The sequence below is a fragment of the Streptacidiphilus jeojiensis genome, from assembly GCF_042510965.1.
Lineage (GTDB): Bacteria > Actinomycetota > Actinomycetes > Streptomycetales > Streptomycetaceae > Streptacidiphilus > Streptacidiphilus jeojiensis.
In genome coordinates, this window is sequence record NZ_JBEUKS010000009.1 from 282,224 (window position 1) to 304,505 (window position 22,282).

Annotated in this window: 18 protein-coding genes; 8 read left to right on the top strand and 10 right to left on the bottom strand. The window is 72.3% G+C overall.

What is annotated here, in order from left to right:
• Positions 1-40 precede the first annotated feature (40 nt).
• On the top strand, positions 41-622 hold the full coding sequence (locus ABUW04_RS25335; protein WP_380566719.1) for a TIGR03086 family metal-binding protein: 582 nt from the start codon (positions 41-43) through the stop codon (positions 620-622).
• Between the two features lie 92 nt (positions 623-714).
• On the opposite strand, the gene lepA is transcribed toward ABUW04_RS25335, so the two are convergent.
• Positions 715-2,586: a translation elongation factor 4 gene (gene lepA / locus ABUW04_RS25340; RefSeq protein WP_030250787.1), complete on the bottom strand. Its 1,872-nt coding sequence runs from the start codon at positions 2,584-2,586 to the stop codon at positions 715-717.
• Positions 2,587-2,659: 73 nt separating this feature from the next.
• Positions 2,660-3,154: a DoxX family protein gene (locus ABUW04_RS25345; protein ID WP_380566720.1), complete on the bottom strand. Its 495-nt coding sequence runs from the start codon at positions 3,152-3,154 to the stop codon at positions 2,660-2,662.
• Between the two features lie 60 nt (positions 3,155-3,214).
• Here ABUW04_RS25345 and ABUW04_RS25350 point away from each other — a divergent pair, with 60 nt between their 5' ends.
• Both ABUW04_RS25350 and rpsT read left to right on the top strand, forming a co-directional pair.
• Positions 3,215-3,523 carry an antibiotic biosynthesis monooxygenase family protein gene (locus tag ABUW04_RS25350; protein ID WP_030250784.1) on the top strand — a complete coding sequence of 103 codons (309 nt, stop codon included), beginning with the start codon at positions 3,215-3,217 and terminating at the stop codon, positions 3,521-3,523.
• Between the two features lie 142 nt (positions 3,524-3,665).
• Complete coding sequence (rpsT, locus tag ABUW04_RS25355) at positions 3,666-3,932, top strand: 30S ribosomal protein S20 (protein WP_030250781.1); 267 nt, start codon at positions 3,666-3,668, stop codon at positions 3,930-3,932.
• A gap of 261 nt (positions 3,933-4,193) precedes the next feature.
• On the opposite strand, the gene holA is transcribed toward rpsT, so the two are convergent.
• From holA to ABUW04_RS25395, 8 genes are all read right to left on the bottom strand, one after another.
• Positions 4,194-5,177, bottom strand: a complete 984-nt coding sequence (gene holA / locus ABUW04_RS25360) for a DNA polymerase III subunit delta (RefSeq protein WP_380566721.1) — start codon at positions 5,175-5,177, stop codon at positions 4,194-4,196.
• A gap of 36 nt (positions 5,178-5,213) precedes the next feature.
• Positions 5,214-5,495: a hypothetical protein gene (locus tag ABUW04_RS25365; RefSeq protein ID WP_380566722.1), complete on the bottom strand. Its 282-nt coding sequence runs from the start codon at positions 5,493-5,495 to the stop codon at positions 5,214-5,216.
• Positions 5,485-7,878, bottom strand: coding sequence for a ComEC/Rec2 family competence protein (locus ABUW04_RS25370; protein ID WP_380566723.1), 2,394 nt, complete (start codon positions 7,876-7,878; stop codon positions 5,485-5,487). The genes ABUW04_RS25365 and ABUW04_RS25370 overlap by 11 nt, the downstream gene beginning before the upstream one ends.
• A complete protein-coding gene (locus tag ABUW04_RS25375) occupies positions 7,875-8,744 on the bottom strand; it encodes a helix-hairpin-helix domain-containing protein (protein ID WP_380566724.1) in 870 nt (289 codons plus the stop codon). Before ABUW04_RS25375 ends, ABUW04_RS25370 begins: the two co-directional genes overlap by 4 nt.
• A 103-nt stretch (positions 8,745-8,847) precedes the next feature.
• Positions 8,848-9,687 (bottom strand): DegV family protein, encoded by an 840-nt coding sequence (locus tag ABUW04_RS25380; protein WP_380566725.1) that lies wholly within the window; start codon positions 9,685-9,687, stop codon positions 8,848-8,850.
• Positions 9,688-9,744: 57 nt separating this feature from the next.
• Positions 9,745-10,341 carry a hypothetical protein gene (locus ABUW04_RS25385; RefSeq protein WP_380566726.1) on the bottom strand — a complete coding sequence of 199 codons (597 nt, stop codon included), beginning with the start codon at positions 10,339-10,341 and terminating at the stop codon, positions 9,745-9,747.
• 151 nt (positions 10,342-10,492) lie between these two features.
• Entirely contained in the window at positions 10,493-13,402 is a 2,910-nt protein-coding gene (gene leuS, locus ABUW04_RS25390) for a leucine--tRNA ligase (RefSeq protein ID WP_380566727.1), read from the bottom strand.
• Between the two features lie 263 nt (positions 13,403-13,665).
• Positions 13,666-15,792, bottom strand: coding sequence for a S53 family peptidase (locus ABUW04_RS25395; RefSeq protein WP_380566728.1), 2,127 nt, complete (start codon positions 15,790-15,792; stop codon positions 13,666-13,668).
• 314 nt (positions 15,793-16,106) lie between these two features.
• Between ABUW04_RS25395 and ABUW04_RS25400 the strand changes: the two genes are divergently transcribed.
• The 5 genes from ABUW04_RS25400 (at position 16,107) to ABUW04_RS25420 (ending at position 22,275) form a co-directional block, all read left to right on the top strand.
• Positions 16,107-17,585 (top strand): hypothetical protein, encoded by a 1,479-nt coding sequence (locus tag ABUW04_RS25400; protein WP_380566729.1) that lies wholly within the window; start codon positions 16,107-16,109, stop codon positions 17,583-17,585.
• Positions 17,582-19,102, top strand: a complete 1,521-nt coding sequence (locus ABUW04_RS25405) for an NADH-ubiquinone oxidoreductase-F iron-sulfur binding region domain-containing protein (protein ID WP_380566730.1) — start codon at positions 17,582-17,584, stop codon at positions 19,100-19,102. Before ABUW04_RS25400 ends, ABUW04_RS25405 begins: the two co-directional genes overlap by 4 nt.
• 67 nt (positions 19,103-19,169) lie before the next feature.
• Positions 19,170-19,931, top strand: a complete 762-nt coding sequence (locus ABUW04_RS25410; protein WP_380566731.1) for a methyltransferase domain-containing protein — start codon at positions 19,170-19,172, stop codon at positions 19,929-19,931.
• A gap of 258 nt (positions 19,932-20,189) precedes the next feature.
• Positions 20,190-21,233, top strand: a complete 1,044-nt coding sequence (locus tag ABUW04_RS25415) for a hypothetical protein (RefSeq protein ID WP_380566732.1) — start codon at positions 20,190-20,192, stop codon at positions 21,231-21,233.
• A gap of 190 nt (positions 21,234-21,423) precedes the next feature.
• The gene (locus ABUW04_RS25420) at positions 21,424-22,275 is read left to right on the top strand and encodes a LuxR C-terminal-related transcriptional regulator (protein ID WP_380566733.1); all 852 of its coding nucleotides are present in this window, start codon (positions 21,424-21,426) and stop codon (positions 22,273-22,275) included.
• The last annotated feature ends 7 nt before the right edge of the window (positions 22,276-22,282 follow it).

The window sequence follows — 22,282 nt, forward strand, 5'->3', positions numbered from 1 at the left end:
CTTCAAGACAGCGGAACCGGGCCCGCCTAGCGTGGACCGCATGACGAATCTTCTTCCCCAGCTCACCGCCGCCGCCGACGAGGCCGCCAGGATCGCCCGCGGCGTCACCGCCGACCAGCTCGCCGACCCCACTCCGGACACTGAATGGGATGTCAGGACCCTTACCAACCACCTGGTGCTCTGGACCTCCTACAACTTCGAACTCCGCGCCCGTGGCGAGTCCGTCCCCGACGACTGGCAGCAGCGCGACTTCACCGCCGAGCCCGGTTGGGCGGACGCCTACGCCCAGCAGTTGGACCGGGCCCTGGCCGCCTGGTCGGATCCGGCCGTCTGGGAGGGCGAGGTCAAGATGGGCGACTCCTCGATGCCGGCCGCCGCCGTCGCGGGCATGATCCTGCTCGAACTGGTGCTGCACAGCTGGGAGCTGGCCGTGGCCACCGGCCAGGAGTTCCGGATCCCGGGCACGGTGGACGCCGCCGTCCTCGGCCTGGTGGAGGAGTACGCCGGGATGTACCGGCAGTACGAGGGCTTCGCCGAGGCCAGGCCGACCGAGCCCGACATGACCATGTTCGACCGCGCCCTCGCGCTCTCCGGCCGCGACCCGCACTGGAGCGCGGCGTAGCGCGGACCGGACGGGGGAGGACGACGTCGGGCGCCCTCCGGAAGCATGCTTCCGGAGGGCGCCCGACGTTCGTGTTCTGCTGTTCTGTCCTGCTACTTCTTCTTCTCGGAGGGGGCGTCGGCGTCCGTCGACAGCGCCGCGATGAAGGCCTCCTGCGGGACCTCGACCCGGCCGACCATCTTCATCCGCTTCTTGCCCTCCTTCTGCTTCTCCAGCAGCTTCCGCTTCCGGGAGATGTCACCGCCGTAGCACTTGGCGAGGACGTCCTTGCGGATGGCGCGGACCGTCTCACGGGCGATCACCCGCGAACCGATGGCGGCCTGGATCGGCACCTCGAACTGCTGACGCGGGATCAGCTTCTGCAGCTTCCCGGCCATCATCACGCCGTAGTTGTAGGCCTTGTCCTTGTGCACCACCGCGGAGAAGGCGTCCACCGCGTCGCCGTGCAGCAGGATGTCGACCTTCACCAGGTCCGCCGACTGCTCGCCGATCGGCTCGTAGTCGAAGGAGCCGTAGCCGCGGGTCTTGGACTTCAGCTGGTCGAAGAAGTCGAACACGATCTCGGCGAGGGGGAGGGTGTAGCGCAGCTCCACCCGGTCCTCGGAGAGGTAGTCCATGCCCTGCAGATTGCCGCGCCGGGCCTGGCACAGCTCCATGATCGCGCCGACGAACTCGTTGGGCGCCAGGATGGTGCCGCGCACCACCGGCTCGTTGACCTCGGTGATCTTGCCGCCGGGGAACTCGCTGGGGTTGGTGACGGTGATCTCGCTGCCGTCCTCCATCACCACCCGGTAGACCACGTTGGGCGCGGTGGAGATCAGGTCCAGGTTGAACTCGCGCTCCAGCCGCTCCCGGATGATCTCCAGGTGCAGCAGGCCGAGGAAGCCGCAGCGGTAGCCGAAGCCCAGCGCCACCGACGTCTCCGGCTCGTAGACCAGCGCGGCGTCGTTGAGCCGCAGCTTGTCCAGCGCGTCCCGGAGCAGCGGGTAGTCGGAGCCGTCCAGCGGGTAGAGGCCGGAGAACACCATCGGCCGCGGGTCCTTGTAGCCGCCCAGCGCCTCGGTCGCGCCCTTGTGCATCGAGGTGATGGTGTCACCCACCTTGGACTGCCGGACGTCCTTCACCCCGGTGATGATGTAGCCGACCTCGCCGACCCCCAGGCCGTCCGCGACCTTGGGCTCCGGCGAGATGACGCCGATCTCCAGCAGCTCGTGGGTGGCGCCGGTGGACATCATCGCGATGCGCTCGCGCTTGGTGAGCTCGCCGTCGACGACCCTGACGTAGGTGACCACACCGCGGTAGGTGTCGTAGACCGAGTCGAAGATCATCGCACGGGCCGGGGCGTCCTTGACGCCGACCGGGGCCGGGACCTTCTTGACGACCTCGTCCAGGATCGCCTCGACGCCGAGACCGGTCTTGGCGCTGGCCAGCAGCACGTCCTCGGGCTCGCAGCCGATGATCCGGGCGAGCTCCTCGGCGTACTTCTCCGGCTGGGCGGCCGGCAGGTCGATCTTGTTGAGCACCGGGATGATGGTGAGGTCGTTCTCCAGCGCCAGGTAGAGGTTGGCGAGGGTCTGCGCCTCGATGCCCTGGGCCGCGTCCACCACCAGCAGGGTGCCCTCGCAGGCCGCCAGCGACCGGGAGACCTCGTAGGTGAAGTCCACGTGGCCCGGGGTGTCGATCATGTTCAGGATGTGCGTGGTGCCCTGCTGCTCACCGCTGTGCGGGGCCCAGGGGAGGCGCACCGCCTGCGACTTGATGGTGATCCCGCGCTCGCGCTCGATGTCCATCCGGTCGAGGTACTGGGCACGCATCTGCCGCGGGTCGACGACGCCGGTGATCTGCAGCATCCGGTCGGCGAGCGTGGACTTGCCGTGGTCGATGTGGGCGATGATGCAGAAGTTGCGGATCAGCGCCGGGTCGGTGCGGCTGGGCTCCGGGACGTTGACGGGGATGGCGGGCACTCAGGATCCAATGGTGTCGGTGGCGAGAGGCTAGCGATTGCCCCCATCGTCCCATGACCGGGGACCTCGCCGCTCATGCGCTCCTGCGCGCCCCCGCCGGGGACCGGCCCGGGCCGGCGGCCGGGAGCGCACCGGGGCCACCGGGGACGCCCGGTGCGCCGGGTCCGCCGGGGACGCCGCTGCGGACGGCGAGGGCCCAGCCGATCAACGGCGCCTGGAACGGCAGCCGACCGAAGGCGACGGCCCGCTTGAGCTTCGAGGCGTTCCGCCAGTCGTAGGCCATCTGCACATTGGCCGGATAGACGGCGGCGAACAGCCCGGCGGCGGCGAGGCCGCCCACCCGGCGGGTCTGCGGGAGCGCCACCGCGGCGGCGACGGCCAGCTCGGCCGCCCCGCTGGCCCTGGTCCACAGCCGGGGGCTGCCCGGCAGCACCCTGGGGACGATCGCGTCGAACGGTCCGGGCACGGCGAAGTGCAGCGTGCCCATACCGGCGAGCACGCCGGAGAGCAGCAGGGCGGACCGGGTGCCGGTGGTGGCGCCGCGCAGCCGGCCGAGGGCGGGATTCATGGCGCCCACACTGGCATACCCGGTAGTAGCTTCGGGAGAGGTGCGGCATGATCCCGGCCCATGATCCTTGAATCCGCACTGCTCGACGTCGTCCCCGGCCGGGAGGAGGCGTTCCTCGCCGACTTCCGCCGGGCCCGCCCGCTGATCGCCGCCCAGCCCGGCTTCCTGTCCCTGCGGCTGCTGCCCTGCCTGGACGAGGGACGCAGCTCGCGCTTCCTGCTCCAGGTGGAGTGGGAGCGCCTGGAGGACCACACCGAGGGCTTCCGCCGCTCCGCCGAGTACCCGGAGTGGGGCCGGCTGCTGCACCCCTACTACGACCCCTTCCCGCTGGTCGAGCACTACGGGGAGCCGGTGCCGGGCCTGGACTGACCGGTTTGGGCCGAGCCGGGGACGGCTGATAGCCTGGGCCATCGTGTCTGCGGTACCCCATGCCCTCCGGGCGGGTGACCGGCGGACACGACGGCACCACAGAAGACGCAGTACTACCAACCAATCAGACTGAGGCTATTTCGTGGCGAACATCAAGTCCCAGATCAAGCGCATCAAGACCAACGAGAAGGCTCGTCAGCGCAACAAGGCTGTCAAGTCCTCGCTGAAGACCGCGATCCGCAAGGCCCGTGAGGCCGTGGAGGCGGGCGACTTCGAGAAGGCCACCGCGCTGACCCGCGAGGCCAACAAGAAGCTCGACAAGGCCGCCAGCAAGGGTGTCATCCACAAGAACCAGGCCGCCAACAAGAAGTCGGCGCTCAGCTCCAAGGTCTCGGCTCTGCAGGGCTGACAAGCTCCTTGCTCTGATCTGTTCCGGTCGGAACGACCGAGCGGTCCCTCTCAACCGCACCGTTCCGACCCCGTCGCACGGAAACCGTCCGGCCCTCTACCCGGACTCCGTACGACCCCCCTGCACCGCACGCGGCCTGCGTTCGCCACGCGGGTGCGGTGCCGTTTGAAGGCTTCAGACGACACAAGGGCCCCGCCTCGTTCTTCGAGGCGGGGCCCTTGTGCTGCGCGGAGCGGTGCGTTGTTCGGAGCGGTGCGCTGCTCAGCGTTGGGAGCGGGCGGCGTGGGAGACGGCTACGACGCACTGTTCCAGGGCGTAGGCGGGGTCGCCGGAGCCGCCCTTGACGGCGGCGTCGGCGTCGGCGATGGCGCGCAGGGCGGCGGCCACGCCGTCGCCGCTCCAGCCGCGGAGCTGCTGGCGGACCCGGTCGATCTTCCAGGGCGGCATCCCCAGCTCGCGGGCCAGGTCGCCGGGGCGCATCCCGCGGTCCGCGGTGGCGACCCTGCCGATCGCGCGGACGCCCGAGGCCAGCGCGAAGACGATGCCGGTGGGCTTCTCACCGACGGCCAGGGCCCAGCGGAGCTGGCCCAGGGCCTCGGCGGTGCGGCCGGTGACGGCCAGGTCGGCGACCTGGAAGCCGGAGGACTCGGCGCGGCCGGTGTAGTAGCGGGCGACCACGGTCTCGTCGATGGTGCCCTCGGTGTCGGCGGCCAGCTGGCTGCAGGCCGAAGCCAGCTCGCGCAGGTCGCTGCCGACCGCGTCGAGCAGCGCCTTGCAGGCGTCCTCGGTTGCCGAGCGGCCGGTCACCCGGAATTCGGCGCGGACGAAGGCCAGCTTCTCGGCCGGTTTGGTCAGCTTGGGGCAGGCGACCTCGCGGGCTCCGGCCTTCTTGGCCGCGTCCAGCAGGCCCTTCCCCTTGGCGCCGCCGGCGTGCACCAGGACCAGCATCACCTCGGGCGCCGGGTCGTCCAGGTAGGCCTTGACCTCCTTGACGGTGTCGGCGGCGAGGTCTTGGGCGGCCCGGACGACGATCACCTTGCGCTCGGAGAACAGCGACGGGCTGGTGAGCTCGCTGAGCATGCCGGGTTGCAGGCCGCCCGGCTGCAGGTCCCGGACGTCCGTGTCCGGGTCGGCCCGGCGGGCGGCGCCGGTGGTCTGCGCGACGGCGCGGTCGAGCAGCAGCTCCTCCTGGCCGACGACCACCGTCAGCGGAGCGAGCAGGTCATCGGTTGGTTGCTTGGGCATCGGGGTCAGCCTAGTGGCAGGCACCGACAACGCCGCTCATGCCGGTTCGTGCCCCTCCAGCCAGCCGTCCTCGGCCGCGGCCAGCGCGTCCAGGTCCGCCGGGGTCAGGCCGGCGGGCAGCGGCGGGTGCAGTACCACCAGCCACTGGGCGTCCTCGGCGTCGTCCTCCCCCGCCAGCGCCTCGCGGTGCAGCTCGGGCTCCGGCAGTGCGGGGTGCTCCTCGGTCAGCCGCTCGGCGACTGCCTCGGCGGCGTCGCGGTCGGGGAGGACCAGGACGAGGGGATCATGTTCGTTCTGCACGCCGGAATTATCGCTCATGCGTCGCCACGGACAGTCGGCCGCCGGCGTCCAGGACCGCGAGGTCGCCCTGCAGGTCGGTACGCAGCACGGTGGCGCCGAGCGAGCGGAGCAGGGCGAGGGTGACCGGCGCCGGGTGGCCGTAGGTGTTGCCGGCGCCGCAGGAGATCAGGGCCAGGCGCGGGGCCAGGGCACGGATCAGGTCGGGGTCCTGTTTGGCCGACCCGTGGTGCGCGACCTTGAGCACGTCCAGGTGGCGCAGGCCCGGGTAGGCGTCCAGGTGTTCCATGAGGCGGGACTGGGCCGGGGGTTCCAGGTCGCCCAGGAAGGCCATCCGCAGGCCCGGGGCGGTGACCAGCAGGGCGACGCTGGCGTTGTTGGGACCGCGGACCGCGGAGTCCAGCGGGCCGTCCGGCCACAGGACCTGCCAGTGCAGCTCGCCCAGGCCGCGGCTCTCCCCGGGGGCCGCGGTGAGCAGCGGGACCCGGGCTTGGCCGGCCCAGCGGCGGATCCTGGCCCACTCGGCCGGCGGGTCCTGGCTGGGGGTGGTCTCGATCGCGCCCACCTGCCGGTCGTGCAGCACCCCGGGCAGACCCTCGACGTGGTCCGCGTGGTCGTGCGTCAGCAGGAGCAACGGGATGCGGACCACACCCAGGCTGCGCAGGCACCGGTTCACGGCATGCGGATCCGGGCCCGCGTCGATGACCAGCGCCGAGCCCGGCCCGGCCGAGACCACCTCCGCGTCGCCCTGCCCCACCGAGCACATGACGACCCGCCAGTGGTCCGGCGGCCAGCCGGTCACCAGCCTGGTCAGCGGCGCCGGACGCAGCAGCACCGCGAGCAGCGACAGCGCCAGCAGCACGGCGACCGCAGGGTGCCGCAGCACCGGCAGGCAAGCCACCGCCGCGCAGCTGACGGCCGCCAGCAGGACGGCACCGCCCCAGCCGCCGGGCCAGGCGACCTCGGCACCGGGCAGGTCGGCGGCGAACCGGGCCAGGGCGATGATCCAGTCCGTGGGGAAGGACGCCAGCCAGGCCAGGAACTCCGCCACGGCCATCGACACCGGTGCCGCGGCCAGCGCCGCGAAGCCCAGCAGCGTGGCCGGGGCGACCGCCGCCTCGGCCAGCAGATTGCACGGGATCGCCACCAGGCTCACCCGCGCCGCCTTCACCACCAGCAGCGGCCCGCACAGCACCTGTGCGGCCGCCGCGCAGGCCAGCGCCTCGGCCGCCCAGCCGGGCCAGCCCCGACGGGTCAGCGCCTCGGCCCAGCGCGGACCCAGTGTCAGCAGCCCGGCGGTTGCCATGGCCGAGAGGGCGAACCCGTAGGACAGGGCGAGCCAGGGATCGACCAGCATCAGCAGCAGGGTCGCCCCGGCCAGGGCCGCCAGCGGGGCCGCCCGGCGGCCGGTGGCCAGCGCCAGCAGCATGATCAGGCCGGTGCCCGCGGCCCGCAGCACGCTGGGATCCGGACGGCAGAGGATCACGAACCCCACCGTCAGCGCCGCCCCGCCACCGGCCGTGACCCGCAGCGGCAGCCCCACCCGGGCCGCCAGCCCGCCGCGCTCCACCGTCCTCGCCCGCGCCGCCGCACCGACCAGCAGCACCAAGATGATCGAGAGGTTCGCCCCGGAAACCGCGGTGATGTGCGCGAGATCGGTCGCCTTGAAGGCCTCGTCGAGATCCGGCGGCACCGCGCTGGTGTCCCCCACCACCAGGCCCGGCAGCAGCGCCCTGGGGTCGGGCTCCAGCGGCCGGACGGCCGAACGCAGCCCGGCCCGCAGGGCACCGGCCGCCCGCTGCACCGTGTCCGGACCGGTCACCACCTGCGGCGGCCCGCGGACCACCAGCAGCGCCGCGACGTCCCCGCCCTCGACCGGGCGCAGCCGTCCCGACACCGCCAGCCGGGTCGAGGGCAGCAACGCCAGCCAGCGCCCGGCCTCGGCGCCCTCGGCCAGCACCGTGACCGGTGTGCGCACCGACATGCCCTCGACCTGGTCGACGGTCGCCCGGACCACGACGTACGGCGCCGCCCCGCCGCCCGCGCCCTCCCGGGGATCCCGGGTGACCGTGAGCCGGGCCTCCACCACGGCCTGACGCCGCGCCAGCCCCGGCAGCGGTCCCCGGTGCAGGTCGGCGGTGGCCAGTGTCGCGGCCAGCGCGGCAGCGCCGACGCTCAGCAGCAGCCCGGCGAGCTGACGCCCACGGGAGCGCCGTCCGGACCAGAGCAGCAGCACGGCCCCGCAGACCACGGCGGCGACCCCCGCCACGACCCGCAGCACTGCGCCGGGGCCGGCGCCCAACACCACGGCCGTCGTCGTCCACACCACCAGCGCGGGACCGACCAGCCGCAGGTCGGGAGGCGGCTTCCCCTGCTCCTCCGCGCCCGCGCCCGGGCCGCTCATGGCTGGAGCTTGGCCCGCAGATCGGCGAGCCGACGCTCGCCGAAACCACTGACCTTGCGCAGCTGGTCCACCGAGGTGAAGCCGCCGTGCTGATCCCGGTACTGGATGATCCGCTGCGCCAGCACCGGACCGAGGCCGGGCAGCGCGTCCAACTGCTCGACGGTCGCCGAGTTCAGGCTGAGCGGACCGGCCGGACGGGCGGAGGAGCTGGCGGCGCCGGCCGCCCCCGGAGCGGCGCCGACGATGATCTCCTCGCCGTCGTTGAGCCGCCGCGCAAGGTTCAATCCGGTCAGATCCGTTCCCGGCGCCGCTCCCCCGGCGGCCTTCAGCGCGTCCTGGACCCGTGACCCGGCCGGCAGCGTCCGCACGCCCGGCTCCCGGACCCGCCCGGCGACATCGACGACCACCCCGCCGCCGCCCCCGGCCCCGGCCCCGGCCCCGGCCCCGGAAGACACCAGTACCGACGACGCAGCGGACGGCAGCGTCGACGACAGCGGCGGTGACAGTGAAGCGCCAGAGCTGACCTCGGCCGTGGGCACGGCGACCGGCTCCGGTCGTCCCGCCCAGAACTGCTGCGCCCCGTAGCCGACGCCGAGCACCAACAGCACGGACAGGCCGACCACCGCCCGCCGGTCCAGGTCCAGCCGCTCCTGCAGGGCCAGCGGCAGCCGCCGCCGTACCGGCAGAGGCGCCGGCTCGGGCGACGGCCCCGCTCCCGAGGCAGGCGGCGCCGCGGCCGCCACCGGGGCTCGCGCTGCCGACCCGCCTCCCCGTCCGCGCCCCGCGGGTACGGGTTCGAACAGCGCGTCCATGCGCTGTCGCACCAGCTCTGTGGTTGTGTCGCGGTCCCGCGTCAAGGTCCTCATGGCGCCGACGCTAGACCCGCGAAAGCCGCCTGCCGCACGCCTGCTGACGACCTGTGGACAGACCCGGGGGTGTGCAGAACCCGCTCACCCGCAGGGGTGAGATTCAGCGCGGTGAGACGACGACCGCCAGCAGTCCCGGCCCGACGTGGGCCCCGATCACCGCGCCCACCTCGCCGACGTACAGCTCCCGCAGCCCGGGGACCCGCTCCCGCAGCCGCTCGGCGAGCTGCTCCGCCCCGTCCCGGGCCGCCAGGTGGTGCACCGCCAGGTCGACCTCGTCGGCGCCGGCCTGCTGGATCGCGATCTCCTCCAGCCGTGCGATGGCCCGGCTGGAGGTGCGCACCTTCTCCAGCGGTTCGATCCGGCCCCCGGACAGGTGCAGCAGCGGCTTGACCGCCAGGGCGGAGCCCAGCATCGCCCGGGCCGCGCCGATCCGTCCGCCGCGCCGCAGGTACTCCAGGGTGTCCACGTAGAAGAACCCGGTGGTGGCCCCGGCCCGCTTCTCGGCCGCGGCGGCGACCTCGTCGATCCCGCCGCCCTTCCCGGCCACCTCGGCAGCGGCCAGTACGCAGTAGCCGAGCGCCATGGCGACCATCCGGGTGTCCACCACCCGCACCGGGATCTCCGCCGCCTCGGCCGCCAGCACCGCCGCCTCGTAGGTGCCGGAGAGCTCCGCCGACAGATGCAGCGAGACCACGCCGTCGGCGCCGCGCCCGGCAGCGGCCCGATATGCCGCCGCGAAGGCCTCCGGGTTCGGCCGCGAGGTCGTGACCTGCACCTTTCGCCGCAGCGCCTCGGCCACGTCCCCCGGCGTGACCTCTATCCCCTCCTTCAGCACCTGGTCGCCCAGCACCACGCTCAGCGGCACCACGTCGATGCCGAGCCGCGCTACCGCCTCGTCCGGGAGGTAGGCGGTGGAATCGGTGACCAGAGCGACGGGCATATCGGGGAGATTACCTGCCAGGACCTACCAGGGACAGGGCCGAAACCCCTGTTGACATCAGCCGGGCAGGCGCTTCGCGGTCCTGTCCGCGACCGGCACGGCCACGTCCTCGACCGGTGCCCAGTGCCGCAGCGCCCCGGCCTCCGCCTCGCACTCCTCGCCCAACCGCAGCAGGTCCTCGTCCGCGAAGCGGTGCAGCCGGTCCTGCGCGGCCCAGCGCAGCGACGAGGCCAGGTGGACGATCCGCTCGCCGCGCTCCTTGGCCACCGCGAACCGTGCCTCGACCCTGCTGAGCTCGGGCTCCCGTTCCAGCAGTCGAAGCTCGCCGTCGAGCACTGCGGCGTGGCCCTCCAGCCGGCCGAGCAGCGCCATCGCGTCGCCCAGCTGGGCGTCCTCCACCGCGCCGGTCTCCAGCACCCGGCGCGAGGCCGCCAGCGCCCCCCTGACCTCGGCCCGCAGCGCGGAGACCCGTCCCTGCACCCCGCCCCTGGTCAGCGACCTGGCCTTGATGCCGACGTCCTCGACCGCGCGCCGTGCCTGCGGTGCGGCCTTGGCCACCGCCCGCTTCGTCTTGACCACGGCCAGCGCCGCCACCCCGACGACCGTGCCCGCCAGCACGACGAGCAGTCCGATCAGCACGACCAACAGTTCCACAGTGGGGTCCCTTCCCAGGCCTCCCCCCACGGTAAGCCGCGCTCACCCCGCCGCCTACCCGATCCGGCCGCGAACGGCGAAAGCCAGGGAAAGCTCAGGGGGACCCCGAACGGGATCCCCCTGAGCATCGGCTACAGCCGCCCGGGCCGCGTCAGCCGGTGACGATGTTCACCAGCTTGGGGGCCCGGACGATCACCTTGCGCACCTCGGCGCCGCCCAGTGCCGCGACCACGGCCGGGTCGGCCAGCGCCAGCGCCTCCAGGTCCGCGTCCGAGATGGTCGGCGGGATCTCCAGCCGGGCCTTGACCTTGCCCTTGACCTGCACCACGCAGGTGACCGTCTCGTCGACCAGGTACTCCGGGTCGGCTACCGGCAGCGGGTGGAGCGCCAGCGAGGTCGGGTGGCCCAGCCGGCTCCACAGCTCCTCGGCGATGTGCGGGGCCAGCGGCGCGACCAGCAGCACCACCTGCTCGGCCACCACCCGCGGCGTGGAGCCCCGCTTGACCAGGAAGTTGTTCAGCTCGGTGGCCTTGGCGACCGCCGTGTTGAACTTCAGCCCGGCCAGGTCGGTGCGGATCCCGTCGATGGCCTTGTTCAGCGCCCGCAGGGTGGCCTCGTCCGGCACCTCGTCGGTGACCACCAGCGCGCCGGACTCCTCGTCCACGACGGTGCGCCACAGCCGCTGCAGGAAGCGGAACGAGCCGACCACGGCCCGGGTGTCCCAGGGGCGGGAGACGTCCAGCGGGCCCATCGCCATCTCGTACAGCCGCAGGGTGTCGACGCTGTACTCGCCGGTGACCTCCTCCGGCGCGACCACGTTCTTCAGCGACTTGCCGATCTTGCCGATCTCCCGGCTGACCTGCTTGCCCTGGTAGAACCAGGCGCCGTCGCGCTCCTCCACCTCGGCCGCCGGGACCGGGAAGCCGCGGGAGTCGCGGTAGACCTGACCCTGGATCATGCCCTGGTTGAACAGCTTGTGGAACGGCTCCCTGGAGCTCACGTAGCCCAGGTCGAACAGCACCTTGTGCCAGAACCGCGAGTACAGCAGGTGCAGCACGGCGTGCTCGGCGCCGCCGACGTACAGGTCGACGCCGCCGGCCGGCTTGGCCGCGTCCGGGCCCATCCAGTACTGCTCGTTGACCGGGTCGACGACCTGCTCGGTGTTGTCCGGGTCGACGTAGCGCAGCTCGTACCAGCAGGAGCCGGCCCAGTTGGGCATGGTGTTGGTCTCGCGGCGGTAGGTCCGCACACCGTCGCCCAGTCCCAGGTCCAGCTCGACCGTGACCCAGTCCTCGCGGCGCGACAGCGGCGTCTCCGGGGAGGTGTCGGCGTCGTCCGGGTCGAAGGTGCGCGGCGAGTAGTCGTCGATCTCGGGCAGCTCGACCGGCAGCATCGAGTCGGGCAGCGGGTGGGCGACGCCGTCCTCGTCGTAGACGATCGGGAAGGGCTCGCCCCAGTACCGCTGACGGCTGAACAGCCAGTCGCGCAGCTTGAAGTTGACGGTGCCCTCGCCGATGCCGCGGGCGGCCAGCCACTCGGTGATGGTGCGCTTGGCGTCGACGACGCCCAGGCCGTCCAGGGAGACCTCCGCGTTGGCGGAGTTCACGATCGCCGCGTCGTAGGAGACAAAGGCGTCGTCCCACTGCGAGGCGTCGGTGCCGCGGCCGTCGCTGGGCTGCACCACGCAGCGCACCGGCAGCCGGAAGGCGCGGGCGAAGGCGAAGTCGCGGACGTCGTGCGCCGGGACGGCCATGATCGCGCCGGTACCGTAGCCCATCAGCACGTAGTCGGCGATGAAGACCGGGATCTGCTCGCCGTTGACCGGGTTGACCGCGTAGGCGCCGGTGAAGACGCCGGTCTTGGCCTTGGCGTCGGCCTGGCGCTCCACGTCGGACTTGCTGGCGGCCAGCTTGCGGTAGGCCGTGACGGCCTCGGCCGGGGTCGCGTGGCCGCCGGTCCACTCCTCGGGCAGGTCGGCGCCGGGCCAGGCGGCCGGGACGATGCTGTCGACCAGCTCGTGCTCGGGGGCCAGCACCATGTAGGTGGCGCCGAACAGGGTGTCCTGACGGGTCGTGAAGATGCTGATCGAGGCATCCTGGTGGCCGGCGACGGCGAAGGCGACCTTGGCGCCCTCGCTGCGGCCGATCCAGTTGCGCTGCTGCAGCTTGATGGCGTCGGGCCAGTCCAGCAGGTCCAGGTCGTCGATCAGCCGGTCGCCGTAGGCGGTGATCCGCATCATCCACTGGCGCAGGTTGGACTTGAACACCGGGAAGTTGCCGCGCTCGGAGCGGCCGTCCGCGGTGACCTCCTCGTTGGACAGCACCGTGCCCAGCCCGGGGCACCAGTTGACCGGGGCCTGCTTGATGTAGGCCAGCCGGTAGTCGCTCAGCACCTCGCCGCGCTCGACCGCGCTCAGCTCGGCCCAGGGGCGGCCGTCCGGGGTGGCCTGCTCGCCGCGCTCGAAGCGGGCCACCAGCTCGGTGATCGGGCGGGCCGCGCCGGTGGGACCGGACTCGCCGACCGGGCCGGCCTGCGGGTCGTACCAGGAGTTGAAGATCTGCAGGAAGATCCACTGGGTCCAGCGGTAGTACGAGGGGTCGATGGTGGCGATCGAGCGCCGCTTGTCGTGGCCCAGGCCCAGGCTGCGCAGCTGGCGGCGGTACATCTCCATGGCGGCCTCGGTGGACACCCGGGGGTGGGTGCCGGTCGCCACGGCGTGCTGCTCGGCCGGCAGTCCGAAGGCGTCGAAGCCCATCGTGTGCAGCACGTTGTGGCCGGTCATCCGCAGGTAGCGGGCGTAGACGTCGGTGGCGATGTAGCCCAGCGGGTGGCCGACGTGCAGACCCGACCCGGAGGGGTACGGGAACATGTCCATGATGAAGGCATGCGGGCGGGACTCGACGTCCGCGGCGCCGGCGTCACCGGCCAGGTCGCCGACCGGGTTGGGCGCCTCGAAGGTGCGCTCGCGCTCCCAGCGGTCCTGCCAGTCGCTCTCGATCCTCGCCGCCAGAGCGGGGGTGTAGCGGTACGCCTCGGGCGCCTCGGGTGTGGTCTCGCTCATCGTCCTCAGACTCCATCAGGGGTTGCTCGCTGCCGACTGCTCCGACTGTGCAAACAGTTCAAAAACGCAGAAAGACCCCTCTACATGAGGGGTCGCCACGCTGACTCCGGCCTGAAGCCGGTTGTCGTCAGCGCGGCCGGCTAAGAAGCAGGCGCACGGATCGCATGGGCACAGGGTACCGCAGTGCCGGATCCGTCCGCCCGCCCCTTCCTCCGTCCTTCCTCCGCCTCTTCCTGTCGCAGTCGACCGGCCCCCGCCCCCGGTCAGCGCTGCGGTGCGCCGGTGACGCCGTGCGGGCTCCCGAAGCCGGGGAAGCCGGGCAGGTAGTACGAGGCCAGGTACTGCGCCGTGGGCGTGCCGACCCCGGTGACGTCGTCGAAGCCGGTGACGGCGCTCAGTGAGGAGTCGTGGCCCATGGTCCGCAGCGTGGTGTCGATCCCGTCGGTCGCGTCCGCGCTGTTGTGGAAGTCCTTGCGGACCATCGCCAGCAGGGTGCCGGCGCCGAGCGGGGTGTCGGTGACGTCGTGGAAGGCGGGCGTGCCGTACCGGGCGTAGAGCGCCGGGTTGGCGAAGCCCAGCGGCAGACCGCCCTGGGCCTGCTGCGCCAGCGCCTGGATTGCCGCGATCACCGGGGTGGCCAGGCTGGTGCCGCCGATCCGGTACTCGCCGTAGCGGACCGTGTGGTCCGGCCAGGTCTCGGTCTGGCCGACCAGGAACCCGGTCGCCGAGTCGGCCACCGCGGCGACGTCCGGCACCACCCGGTGCCGGAGCAGTCCGCTGCCCTTGGCCGTGGCCCTGGCCAGCTTCGAGGGGACCACGCCGTACTGGTAGAAGGGCTCGTCGACCCGGCCGCTGGTGCCGCCGCCGGCGCCGCCGGTGAAGGTCCCCGGCAGCTTCACCCAGCTCTTCCCGTCCTTGGCGAGCTTCGCGGTGTCGGTGCCCCAGCCGGTCTCGAAGCGGTAATCGCCGTTCTTGTCGGTGGCCAGCGAGGTGCCGCCGACCGCGGTCACCCAGGGCAGCGAGGCCGGCATGCCGGTCTCCCGGACGCCGGTCTTGGCCTTGTAGTCGCCGTCGTCGCCGGTGGCGGCGTAGAAGCCGATGCCCTCGGCCGCGCCGCGCAGGAAGATGTCGTCGTAGACCGGGTCGGCGGCGGGGTCGCTGCCGCTCTCCGGCTCGCCCCAGGAGTTGCTGACGATGTCCGCGAGCCGGCCGTCGACGATCCGGTCCAGCGCGTCGCTGAGGTCGGGGTCCTGGCAGGAGGCCGCCCCCGCGTAGAGGATGTCGGCGCCGGGCGCGACGCCGTGCACCGCCTCCACGTCCAGCGACTGCTCGCCGTACCAGCCGGAGGCGCCGCAGCCGTTGGGGGAGGTGGCGCTCGGGTCCTCGGTGTCGGTCCAGTTCTTCGCGTCGACGTGGCTCAGCTGGCCGGGACGGTAGGCGGGGTCGCCGTGCGCGGCCGCGTAGGCGGCGGAGTCCGCCCCGATGGTCGGCGAGTCGTAGGCGTCCACGATGGCGACGGTGACGCCCGCGCCGGTCAGCCGGGTGCCGTCGACGCCGTAGGCGTGGCGCAGCTGGGTGCCGGTGTAGCCGCGCAGGGCGTAGGGCTGGACCTTGCCGTAGGCAGCCGGGGTGCCGGTGGCCGGGGTGGCGCCGAAGTAGGCGGAGAACGGGCCGGAGTTGGCGAAGGCCGCCTCGGGCGGGGGCAGCAGGTCACGCCGGCTGTGCCCGGTCCCGGTCGTGGTGACGGCCCCGGTCGGGGCGCTCGCGGTGCCGGCGCTCGCCGGGCTGGCCATGTGCGGGGCGTCGTCCAGGCCGGTCACCGCGAGCACCGCCGAGGCGACGGCGGCGGGGACGGTGGCTGCCGCGGCGGGAGCGCGGTAGGTCCGGCCGTCCTTGCGGTAGGAGTGCAGCTGGATGCCGAACGCCTGCCGGACCGCCTTGGCGTCGCCCTGCACGGACAGGAAGTGCGGGGTGGTGGCCACGATCCGGAACCCGGCCGAGGTGAGCCAGTCGTGGACGGACCGTTCCTGCGCGGGCGTCGGCGCGAACCGCTGCTGGACCTGGCTCGGCGTCAGATAGTGGCCGTAGGAGCGCGAACGGGGGTCGGAGACGGCCCGTGCCAGCGCCTGCAGGCCGCTGCGGTCCCGGCCGGCGAAGTAGACCCGCACCGTGACCGGTGCCGCCTCCGCCAACTCGCCCCGGTCCGCGGAGGGCGCGGCCCAGGCGGGGAGGGTGGCTGGAAGCACCACCCGCTCCGGATGCCCCTGGGCCACCGCGGACGGCGCGGCGACACCGGCCACCATCAGCGGCAGGGACAGCAGCACCGCGCCGCGGGAACGCGATGACCTGCGGGAGCGGGGGGACGGGGACGGTTCTCTGGTGGGACGCATGGGGACCTCTCTGGCAGGGTCATGTCCTGACATGTCCTCAAGACGATGTGCAGCAGAGGTCGGATCTAACGGCTGGCTGCGTCCGATTGGTTGATCATCAGCTGAATAATCATCAGTTCGGGCCAATCTCGGCCGCATTGCGGTGAGCCGGGTGCGCGAACGGTAGGTCACGACACTCACCTCCGTATGGGTTTCGGCCGACCCCCCGGGAGGGCCCGAACATCTCGGTAGCATCACGGTCACGCAAGCGATTCGGGGGAAGCGCGATCCAGGGCCGCATGTCGGCATCCCTTGGACGAGTCGGAGGCATCACGATGACCGCCCGTAACAAGCGCAGCGCATCAGCGCGTTCCATCCCCTTCCCGCTGTTCCTGCTGGTGGTGTGTGCTGCGGTGACCCTCGGCGCCACCTCGTTGCGGGCGCTCGGCGGTGGGGCGGACGCGCCCAGCATGGGCAGCGCGCTGGCCGGAACGGCCGGCCGGCTGATGGCCTTCCTGGACTACTTCGCAGGAGTGTTCTGCCTGCTCTCCCTGACCGCCGCGGTGGTCTGCGGCCTCGCCGCCACGGACCGCCTGGTGCTGACCCCCAAGCAGCGGGTGGCGCTGCAGTCGGTGCACCGGGCGACGGCGGTGGCGGCACTGGGCTTCCTGATCACCCACATCGCGGTCAAGGTCGCCGAGCAGGAGGCCTCGCCGCTGGTGGTGCTCCTGCCGTTCAGCGGCGGGGCCACCTTCGCGGTCAGCATCGGCACCATCGCCGCCGACCTGCTGGTGCTCGCGGCCGTGACCGGTGCGGTCCGCGGCCGCTTCGCGGGCAGCCGCCGCCCCTGGCTGTGGCGGCTGCTGCACGGCAGCGCCTACGCCTGCTGGCCGATAGCGCTGGCGCACGGCCTGACCGCGGGCCGGGCGGCGGCGACGTACGTGCTGTGGAGCTACGGGGTGTGCGCGGCGCTGGTGGGGCTGGCACTGACGGTCCGGATGCTGGGCTCGGCCGAGCGCCGCAAGGCCCGGCAGCGCATGGACCGGACCCTGCTGGCGCACGAGCCGTCCCGGGAGAACGCGTCCGCTGCGGCCGAGGAGGAGCTGACCCTCGCGGTCCACGCGCAGCTGCCGTCCTCGATCGAGGCCACGGTTGCCGAGCCGGTGTCCGCACCCGAGCCGGGCTATGCGTCCGAGCCGGTCACCGCCACCATGCCGGTCGCGGCGCCCGAACCGCAGTACGCGCCGGAGCCGCAGTACGTCGTAGCCGAGGCGCAGTACGTCGTGCCCGAGCCGCAGTACTTCGCCGAACCGCAGTACCAGGCCGTGCCGCAGCCCCAACCTCAGCCGCAGCCCCAGCCCCAGCCCCAGTACGTCCCGTATGCCGAACAGGTCATGTACGCCGAGCCGGTCGCCTTCGCCGGCCAGGCCCAGTACACCGGTCAGGCCCCGTACCCGGGCCAGGTCCCGTACGCCGAGCACAGTCAGTACGCCGGGCACGTCCAGTACCCCTACCAGCCGGACTACGCCTACGCCGCGTCCGGCGGCTACGGCTACCCGGCTGCGCCCTCCCCCTGGTCCGACGACCTCAACGCCCGTCCGCACCCGGCCCTGGCGGAGACCCCGCCGCACGGCTTCGCCGTCCCCACCAATCTCTTCGCCACCCCCTACGCGCCCGGCCAGGCCCAGTCCGGTGGCGCCACCCCCGACTGGATGGACGACAGCGGCGCCTGGTCCGCCCTGACCTGGGACACCCCGCCGTACGGCATCCCGGTCCAGGTCGCGCCGGGCCGCGAGCACGGGGGCGGTTGGTGACGGCCCCGGAGGTCATGCGGCTGGGGCCGGCCCGGCTCACCGCAGGCCTGGACCAGCACGTGCGGCTGGGCCTGGAGGACCACCGCACCGCGCACGGACCGCTGCCGCGCTACGACCGGGAGGAGCTGCTCGCCCTCGCCGACCGCCTGGACCTGCGCGGACGCGGCGGGGCCGGCTTCCCCTTCGCCCGCAAGGCGCGTGCCGTACTCGCCACCGCGGACCGCACCGGGCAGCCCCCGGTGGTGGTCGTCAACGCCACCGAGGGCGAGCCGGCCAGCGCCAAGGACCGGATGCTGCTGGCCCGCACCCCGCACCTGATCCTGGACGGCGCCTGCCTCGCGGCCGAGGCCTTCGGGGCCGAGGAGATCGTCGTCGGGGTCAGCGCCGGCGGCCCCGGCGAGGTGGCCGTACCGCGCGCCGTGGACGAACGCCGCCGGAAGGGCAACAAGTCGCTGATCCCCTGCCGGATCCGGACCGTCTGCCTGCCCGAGCGCTTCGTCGCCGGGGAGTCGGGCGCGCTGATCCGGGGCATCTCCGGACTGCCCGCCGTCCCCCCGGCCCGCAAGGCACGCGCCAGCGACGGCGGACCGGCCGGGGTCCGCGGCCGCCCCACCCTGCTCTCCAACGCCGAGACCTACGCCCAGCTCGCCGTCGCCGGTCGGCTCGGCCCGGACGCCTACGCGGTGGTCGGGACCCCGGCCGAACCCGGGACGCTGCTGCTCACCCTGACCCGCACCGCGCTCCCCCCGCTGGTGGTCGAGGTCCCCGCGGGCGCCCCGATGGGCGTGGTCCTGGACACCTGCGGCATCCCGCCCGGCCAGGGACTGCTGGTCGGCGGCTACCACGGGGCCTGGCTGCGCCCCGAGGACGCGGCGCACACACCGATCTCCCGCGCCGGGCTCGCCGCCGTGGGCGGCACCCTCGGCGCCGGTGCGATCGCCTCGCTGGCCGACAGCACCTGCCCGATCGGCGAGGTGGCCCGGATCGCCGCCTGGCTGGCGGCGCAGTCCGCCGGGCAGTGCGGGCCCTGCCGGCTGGGCCTGCCGAACACCGCCGACGCCCTGGCCCAGCTCGCCACCGGCGGTGGCGGCCCCTCCGCGCTGGACGAGGCCCGCCGGACCATCGCCTCGGTCCGGGGTCGGGGCGCCTGCGCCCACCCCGACGGCTCGGCACGCTTCGTGCTGTCCGCGCTGACGGTCTTCGCCGAGGACCTGGCCGTCCACGAGTCCGGACGCGGCTGCGGCCGCCCGGTCAAGGGGCTGCTGCCGCTGCCCGGGGAGACCGCCTCGGCGCTGCCTGCCACCGACGCGGACGCCGAGGCGACGCTGGAGGTGGACTGGGCCCGCTGCGACGGCCACGGCCTGTGCGCGGCGCTGGCGCCGGAACTGGTCGCCCTGGGACCGCACGGCTACCCGGTGATCGGTACCACCCCGATCGCCCCGTGGCTGGAGCACAGCGCCAGACGTGCCGTCAGCCAGTGCCCCGCGCTGGCGCTCCGGCTGAAGCACCGTCAGTGACGCCGGCCCCCTGACCGCCCCGAAAACCGGTTCGCTGCGGAGCGGTGGCTCGGCGACCATCGGACCCATGATGCGAAGCTTCGAAGAACTGGTGGCGGAGGCCGACTCGGTGTCCGTCGACGGCTGGGACTTCTCCTGGCTGGACGGCCGGGCCACCGAGCAGCGGCCGTCCTGGGGCTACCAGCGTGCGATGGGCGAGCGCTGGGCCCGGGCGAGCGCGGCGCTCGACATCCAGACCGGGGGCGGCGAGGTCCTGGCTGCGGCGCCGGTCGTACCGCCGGTGGCGGTGGCCACCGAGTCCTGGCCGCCGAACGTCGCCAAGGCGACCCGGCTGCTGCACCCGCGCGGCATCGTCCTGGTCGCCGACCAGGACGACCCGCCGCTCCCCTTCGCCGACGCCGCCTTCGACCTGGTGACCAGCCGTCACCCGGTCCGGACCTGGTGGGACGAGATCGCCCGGGTGCTGCAGCCCGGCGGCACCTACTTCTCCCAGCAGGTGGGCCCCGCGAGTGTGTTCGAGGTGGTGGAGTACTTCCTCGGCCCGCAGCCGGAGCGGTCCCGCCGCGGCAGGCATCCGGACGACGCCCGCAAGGCGGCCGAGGCCGCCGGGCTGGAGGTCGTGGACCTGCGCGCGGAGACCCTGCGCACCGAGTTCTTCGACATCGGCGCGGTGGTCTACTTCCTGCGCAAGGTGATCTGGATGGTCCCCGGCTTCACCGTCGAGCAGTACCGCGAGCGGCTGCGCGAGCTGGACCGGCAGATCCGCGGTGACGGCCCGTTCGTGGCGCACACCACGCGCTTCCTGATCGAGGCCCGCAAGGCGGGATGAGGGCCGGCGGTGGAGCACGAAGCGCGCAGGGGGCAGCAGGTCGCTGGTGCAGCTGCCCCCTGCGCGCATATGCCATGTCAACAATGATCATCAGACTGCCTTCGAACAAGTGATTAGCCTTGCCTGAACCGGAAACTGCGGAAACCGGAACACCTCACAGGCTTCAGACATCGAACTCCCGTACGGGGTGTGGCTAGGATCGACACCGCTCTTGCGCTCTTGGGGGGATGACAGCAGATCCGATCGGGGAGAACGTCGGTGGAAACCGGTACAACGGGGCTGAGCAAGCAGGCCGAACTGCTGTACGCAGAACTGGTCCGCAACGGGGCGTCAGCGCAGGAGACCGCCCCGTCGGAGGAACTGGACGAACTACTGCACCTGGGCCTCGTCAGCCGACACGCACAGGGCGGCCTCGTCCTGCACGACCCGGGGGCCGTGGGCCTGGAGCGACGAAGCCGACTGGCTTCAGAAGTCAGCGCACTGCTGCAGGAGGCACTGGCGGCGCAGGAGCGCCTGACAGGCATCGCCGAGGCCTTCAACGAGGTGCAACGGGACTCCAGCGGACCTGTGGCGCATCTCCGCGGCTTGGAGGCGATCAACGAGTCGATCGGGAGCGCGGTCAAGGAGCTCGAATTCGAGATGCTGTGCGCCCAGCCGCACGGCATGCGTGTCCAGGCAGACCTCGACCTGGCCTATGAGCGCGACAAGCCGGCACTGGACCGGGGAGTGTCGATCCGCACCATCTACCAGACCAATCAGAGACAGAAGCCGATGCTGCGCGAATACGTCCGCCGCGCGACACGGGCCGGCGAGGCCTTCCGCACGGTGCCGTGGCCGTTCACCCGCGCCATCATCCTCGATCGGAAGCTTGCTTTCGTGCCGAGCGTCGGGCTCAGTGAGATCTTTCAGCAATCAGGTACCCGTAGAGCCGCCTACGGCACGGCCCTCCGCGTGCAGGATCCCTCCCTGGTCGCGCGCTTCGCCGATCACTTCGAGTTCTCCTGGGCGCTGGGGCAGCAATGGGACGGATCAGCAACCGGGGAGCACACAGCCCCGACTCTGGACCAATGGGAGCGACTGATCCTGGAGTACTTGGACCAGGATCTGTCTCTTGACGCGATCGCGGTGCGCCTCTCAGTCTCCGAACGCACCCTGGGGAAACGACTCACCGCGCTCCGTACCAAGTTGGAGGTGAACTCGCTCTACGGCCTCGGCCGGAAATGGCAGGAGCTGAAGCGGGAGCCGTTCCCCGCACAGTCGCCTGAGGTGAGCACTCCTCGGAGGAGTGCGCAGGATGGTTGAGTCGCAGTCAGGGTCATTCCTGAGCCCTGGCGCCGAGGATCTCTTCCGACGTCTGCTACTGCCCTGGGGTCCCCCCGCAGTCCCCAATCTTGAGGACCGAGCCCCGGAGGTCGTCGAGCTACTGGACCTCGGGCTGGTCCAGCGAGCCCCGACAGCGCCTTCCGGCCTGATGCCCATGGATCCTCACGCCGTGGCCGCGGAATGGAGTGAGCGAAACACCGTGGCCGCAGCGAGGCTGATCAACGATGCCGCTCCGCTGCTGACGACTCTTCAGAGGCTTGTCGAGGAACAACGTGAGTCCGCGAGGGAGCGCAGAGAACTCTTGCACCTGGAAGGGGCGGAATCGATCGAGCGAGCGATCACCGAGTCGCTCCGCCTCGTCGAACATGAGATTCTCGCGTGCCTCCCCCAGGGACCTCCGGGCACCGCCGCATCCCACGTGGCCACAGGTGTACGCGCGGCACTGGCACGGGGGATCCCGGTGCGCACCATCTACCCCAACGTGGCACGGCAACAAAAGCCTCTGCGGCGTCACATCGAGGCGGTGAGCCACAGGGGCGCAGAGGTCCGTACCGTTCCCTGGCTCTTCGCGCAGTCGCTGATCATCGACCGCCGGGTCGCCTTCCTACCGGAACCTTCGGCCGCCCAGGTCTCCAACAGGTCCGCGCCCGACAGCGGGGAGCCGCGCCATCTGCAGGTGTCCAGCCCCAATGTAGTAGCCCACTTCGTCGACCACTTCGAGATGTTGTGGGCCATGGGGCAACGATGGGACGGCATCACGGCAGTTGGGGATCCTGCTTCCATCGCACTCGACGACGAGGAACTGGCGATCCTGGGCTTCCTCGACCAGGGTCTGACGATGGACGCCATCGCCCACCGCCTGGGGGTCTCGGAGCGCACGCTCAGCAATCGCCTGGGCCAGCTGAAGGGGAAGTTCAACGTCACCAGCCTGTACGCGCTGGGCAGCCGCTGGCAGGCGCTGCAGGACAGCCAGTCGATCCCGGGGCCGCGAGCCACAGAAGGCGTCGACGCCGACGATTGAAAGCGAG

Bases quoted from the DNA above. Each gene is read 5' to 3' on its own strand.
- ABUW04_RS25400 (WP_380566729.1), top strand. From the start codon at position 16,107: ATGACCGCCCGTAACAAGCGCAGCGCATCAGCGCGTTCCATCCCCTTC.
- leuS (WP_380566727.1), bottom strand. From the start codon at position 13,402: ATGAGCGAGACCACACCCGAGGCGCCCGAGGCGTACCGCTACACCCCC.
- ABUW04_RS25365 (WP_380566722.1), bottom strand. From the start codon at position 5,495: ATGAGCGATAATTCCGGCGTGCAGAACGAACATGATCCCCTCGTCCTG.
- holA (WP_380566721.1), bottom strand. From the start codon at position 5,177: ATGCCCAAGCAACCAACCGATGACCTGCTCGCTCCGCTGACGGTGGTC.
- ABUW04_RS25345 (WP_380566720.1), bottom strand. From the start codon at position 3,154: ATGAATCCCGCCCTCGGCCGGCTGCGCGGCGCCACCACCGGCACCCGG.
- ABUW04_RS25410 (WP_380566731.1), top strand. From the start codon at position 19,170: ATGATGCGAAGCTTCGAAGAACTGGTGGCGGAGGCCGACTCGGTGTCC.
- ABUW04_RS25375 (WP_380566724.1), bottom strand. From the start codon at position 8,744: ATGAGGACCTTGACGCGGGACCGCGACACAACCACAGAGCTGGTGCGA.
- ABUW04_RS25395 (WP_380566728.1), bottom strand. From the start codon at position 15,792: ATGCGTCCCACCAGAGAACCGTCCCCGTCCCCCCGCTCCCGCAGGTCA.
- ABUW04_RS25370 (WP_380566723.1), bottom strand. From the start codon at position 7,878: ATGAGCGGCCCGGGCGCGGGCGCGGAGGAGCAGGGGAAGCCGCCTCCC.
- ABUW04_RS25380 (WP_380566725.1), bottom strand. From the start codon at position 9,687: ATGCCCGTCGCTCTGGTCACCGATTCCACCGCCTACCTCCCGGACGAG.
- ABUW04_RS25350 (WP_030250784.1), top strand. From the start codon at position 3,215: ATGATCCTTGAATCCGCACTGCTCGACGTCGTCCCCGGCCGGGAGGAG.
- ABUW04_RS25335 (WP_380566719.1), top strand. From the start codon at position 41: ATGACGAATCTTCTTCCCCAGCTCACCGCCGCCGCCGACGAGGCCGCC.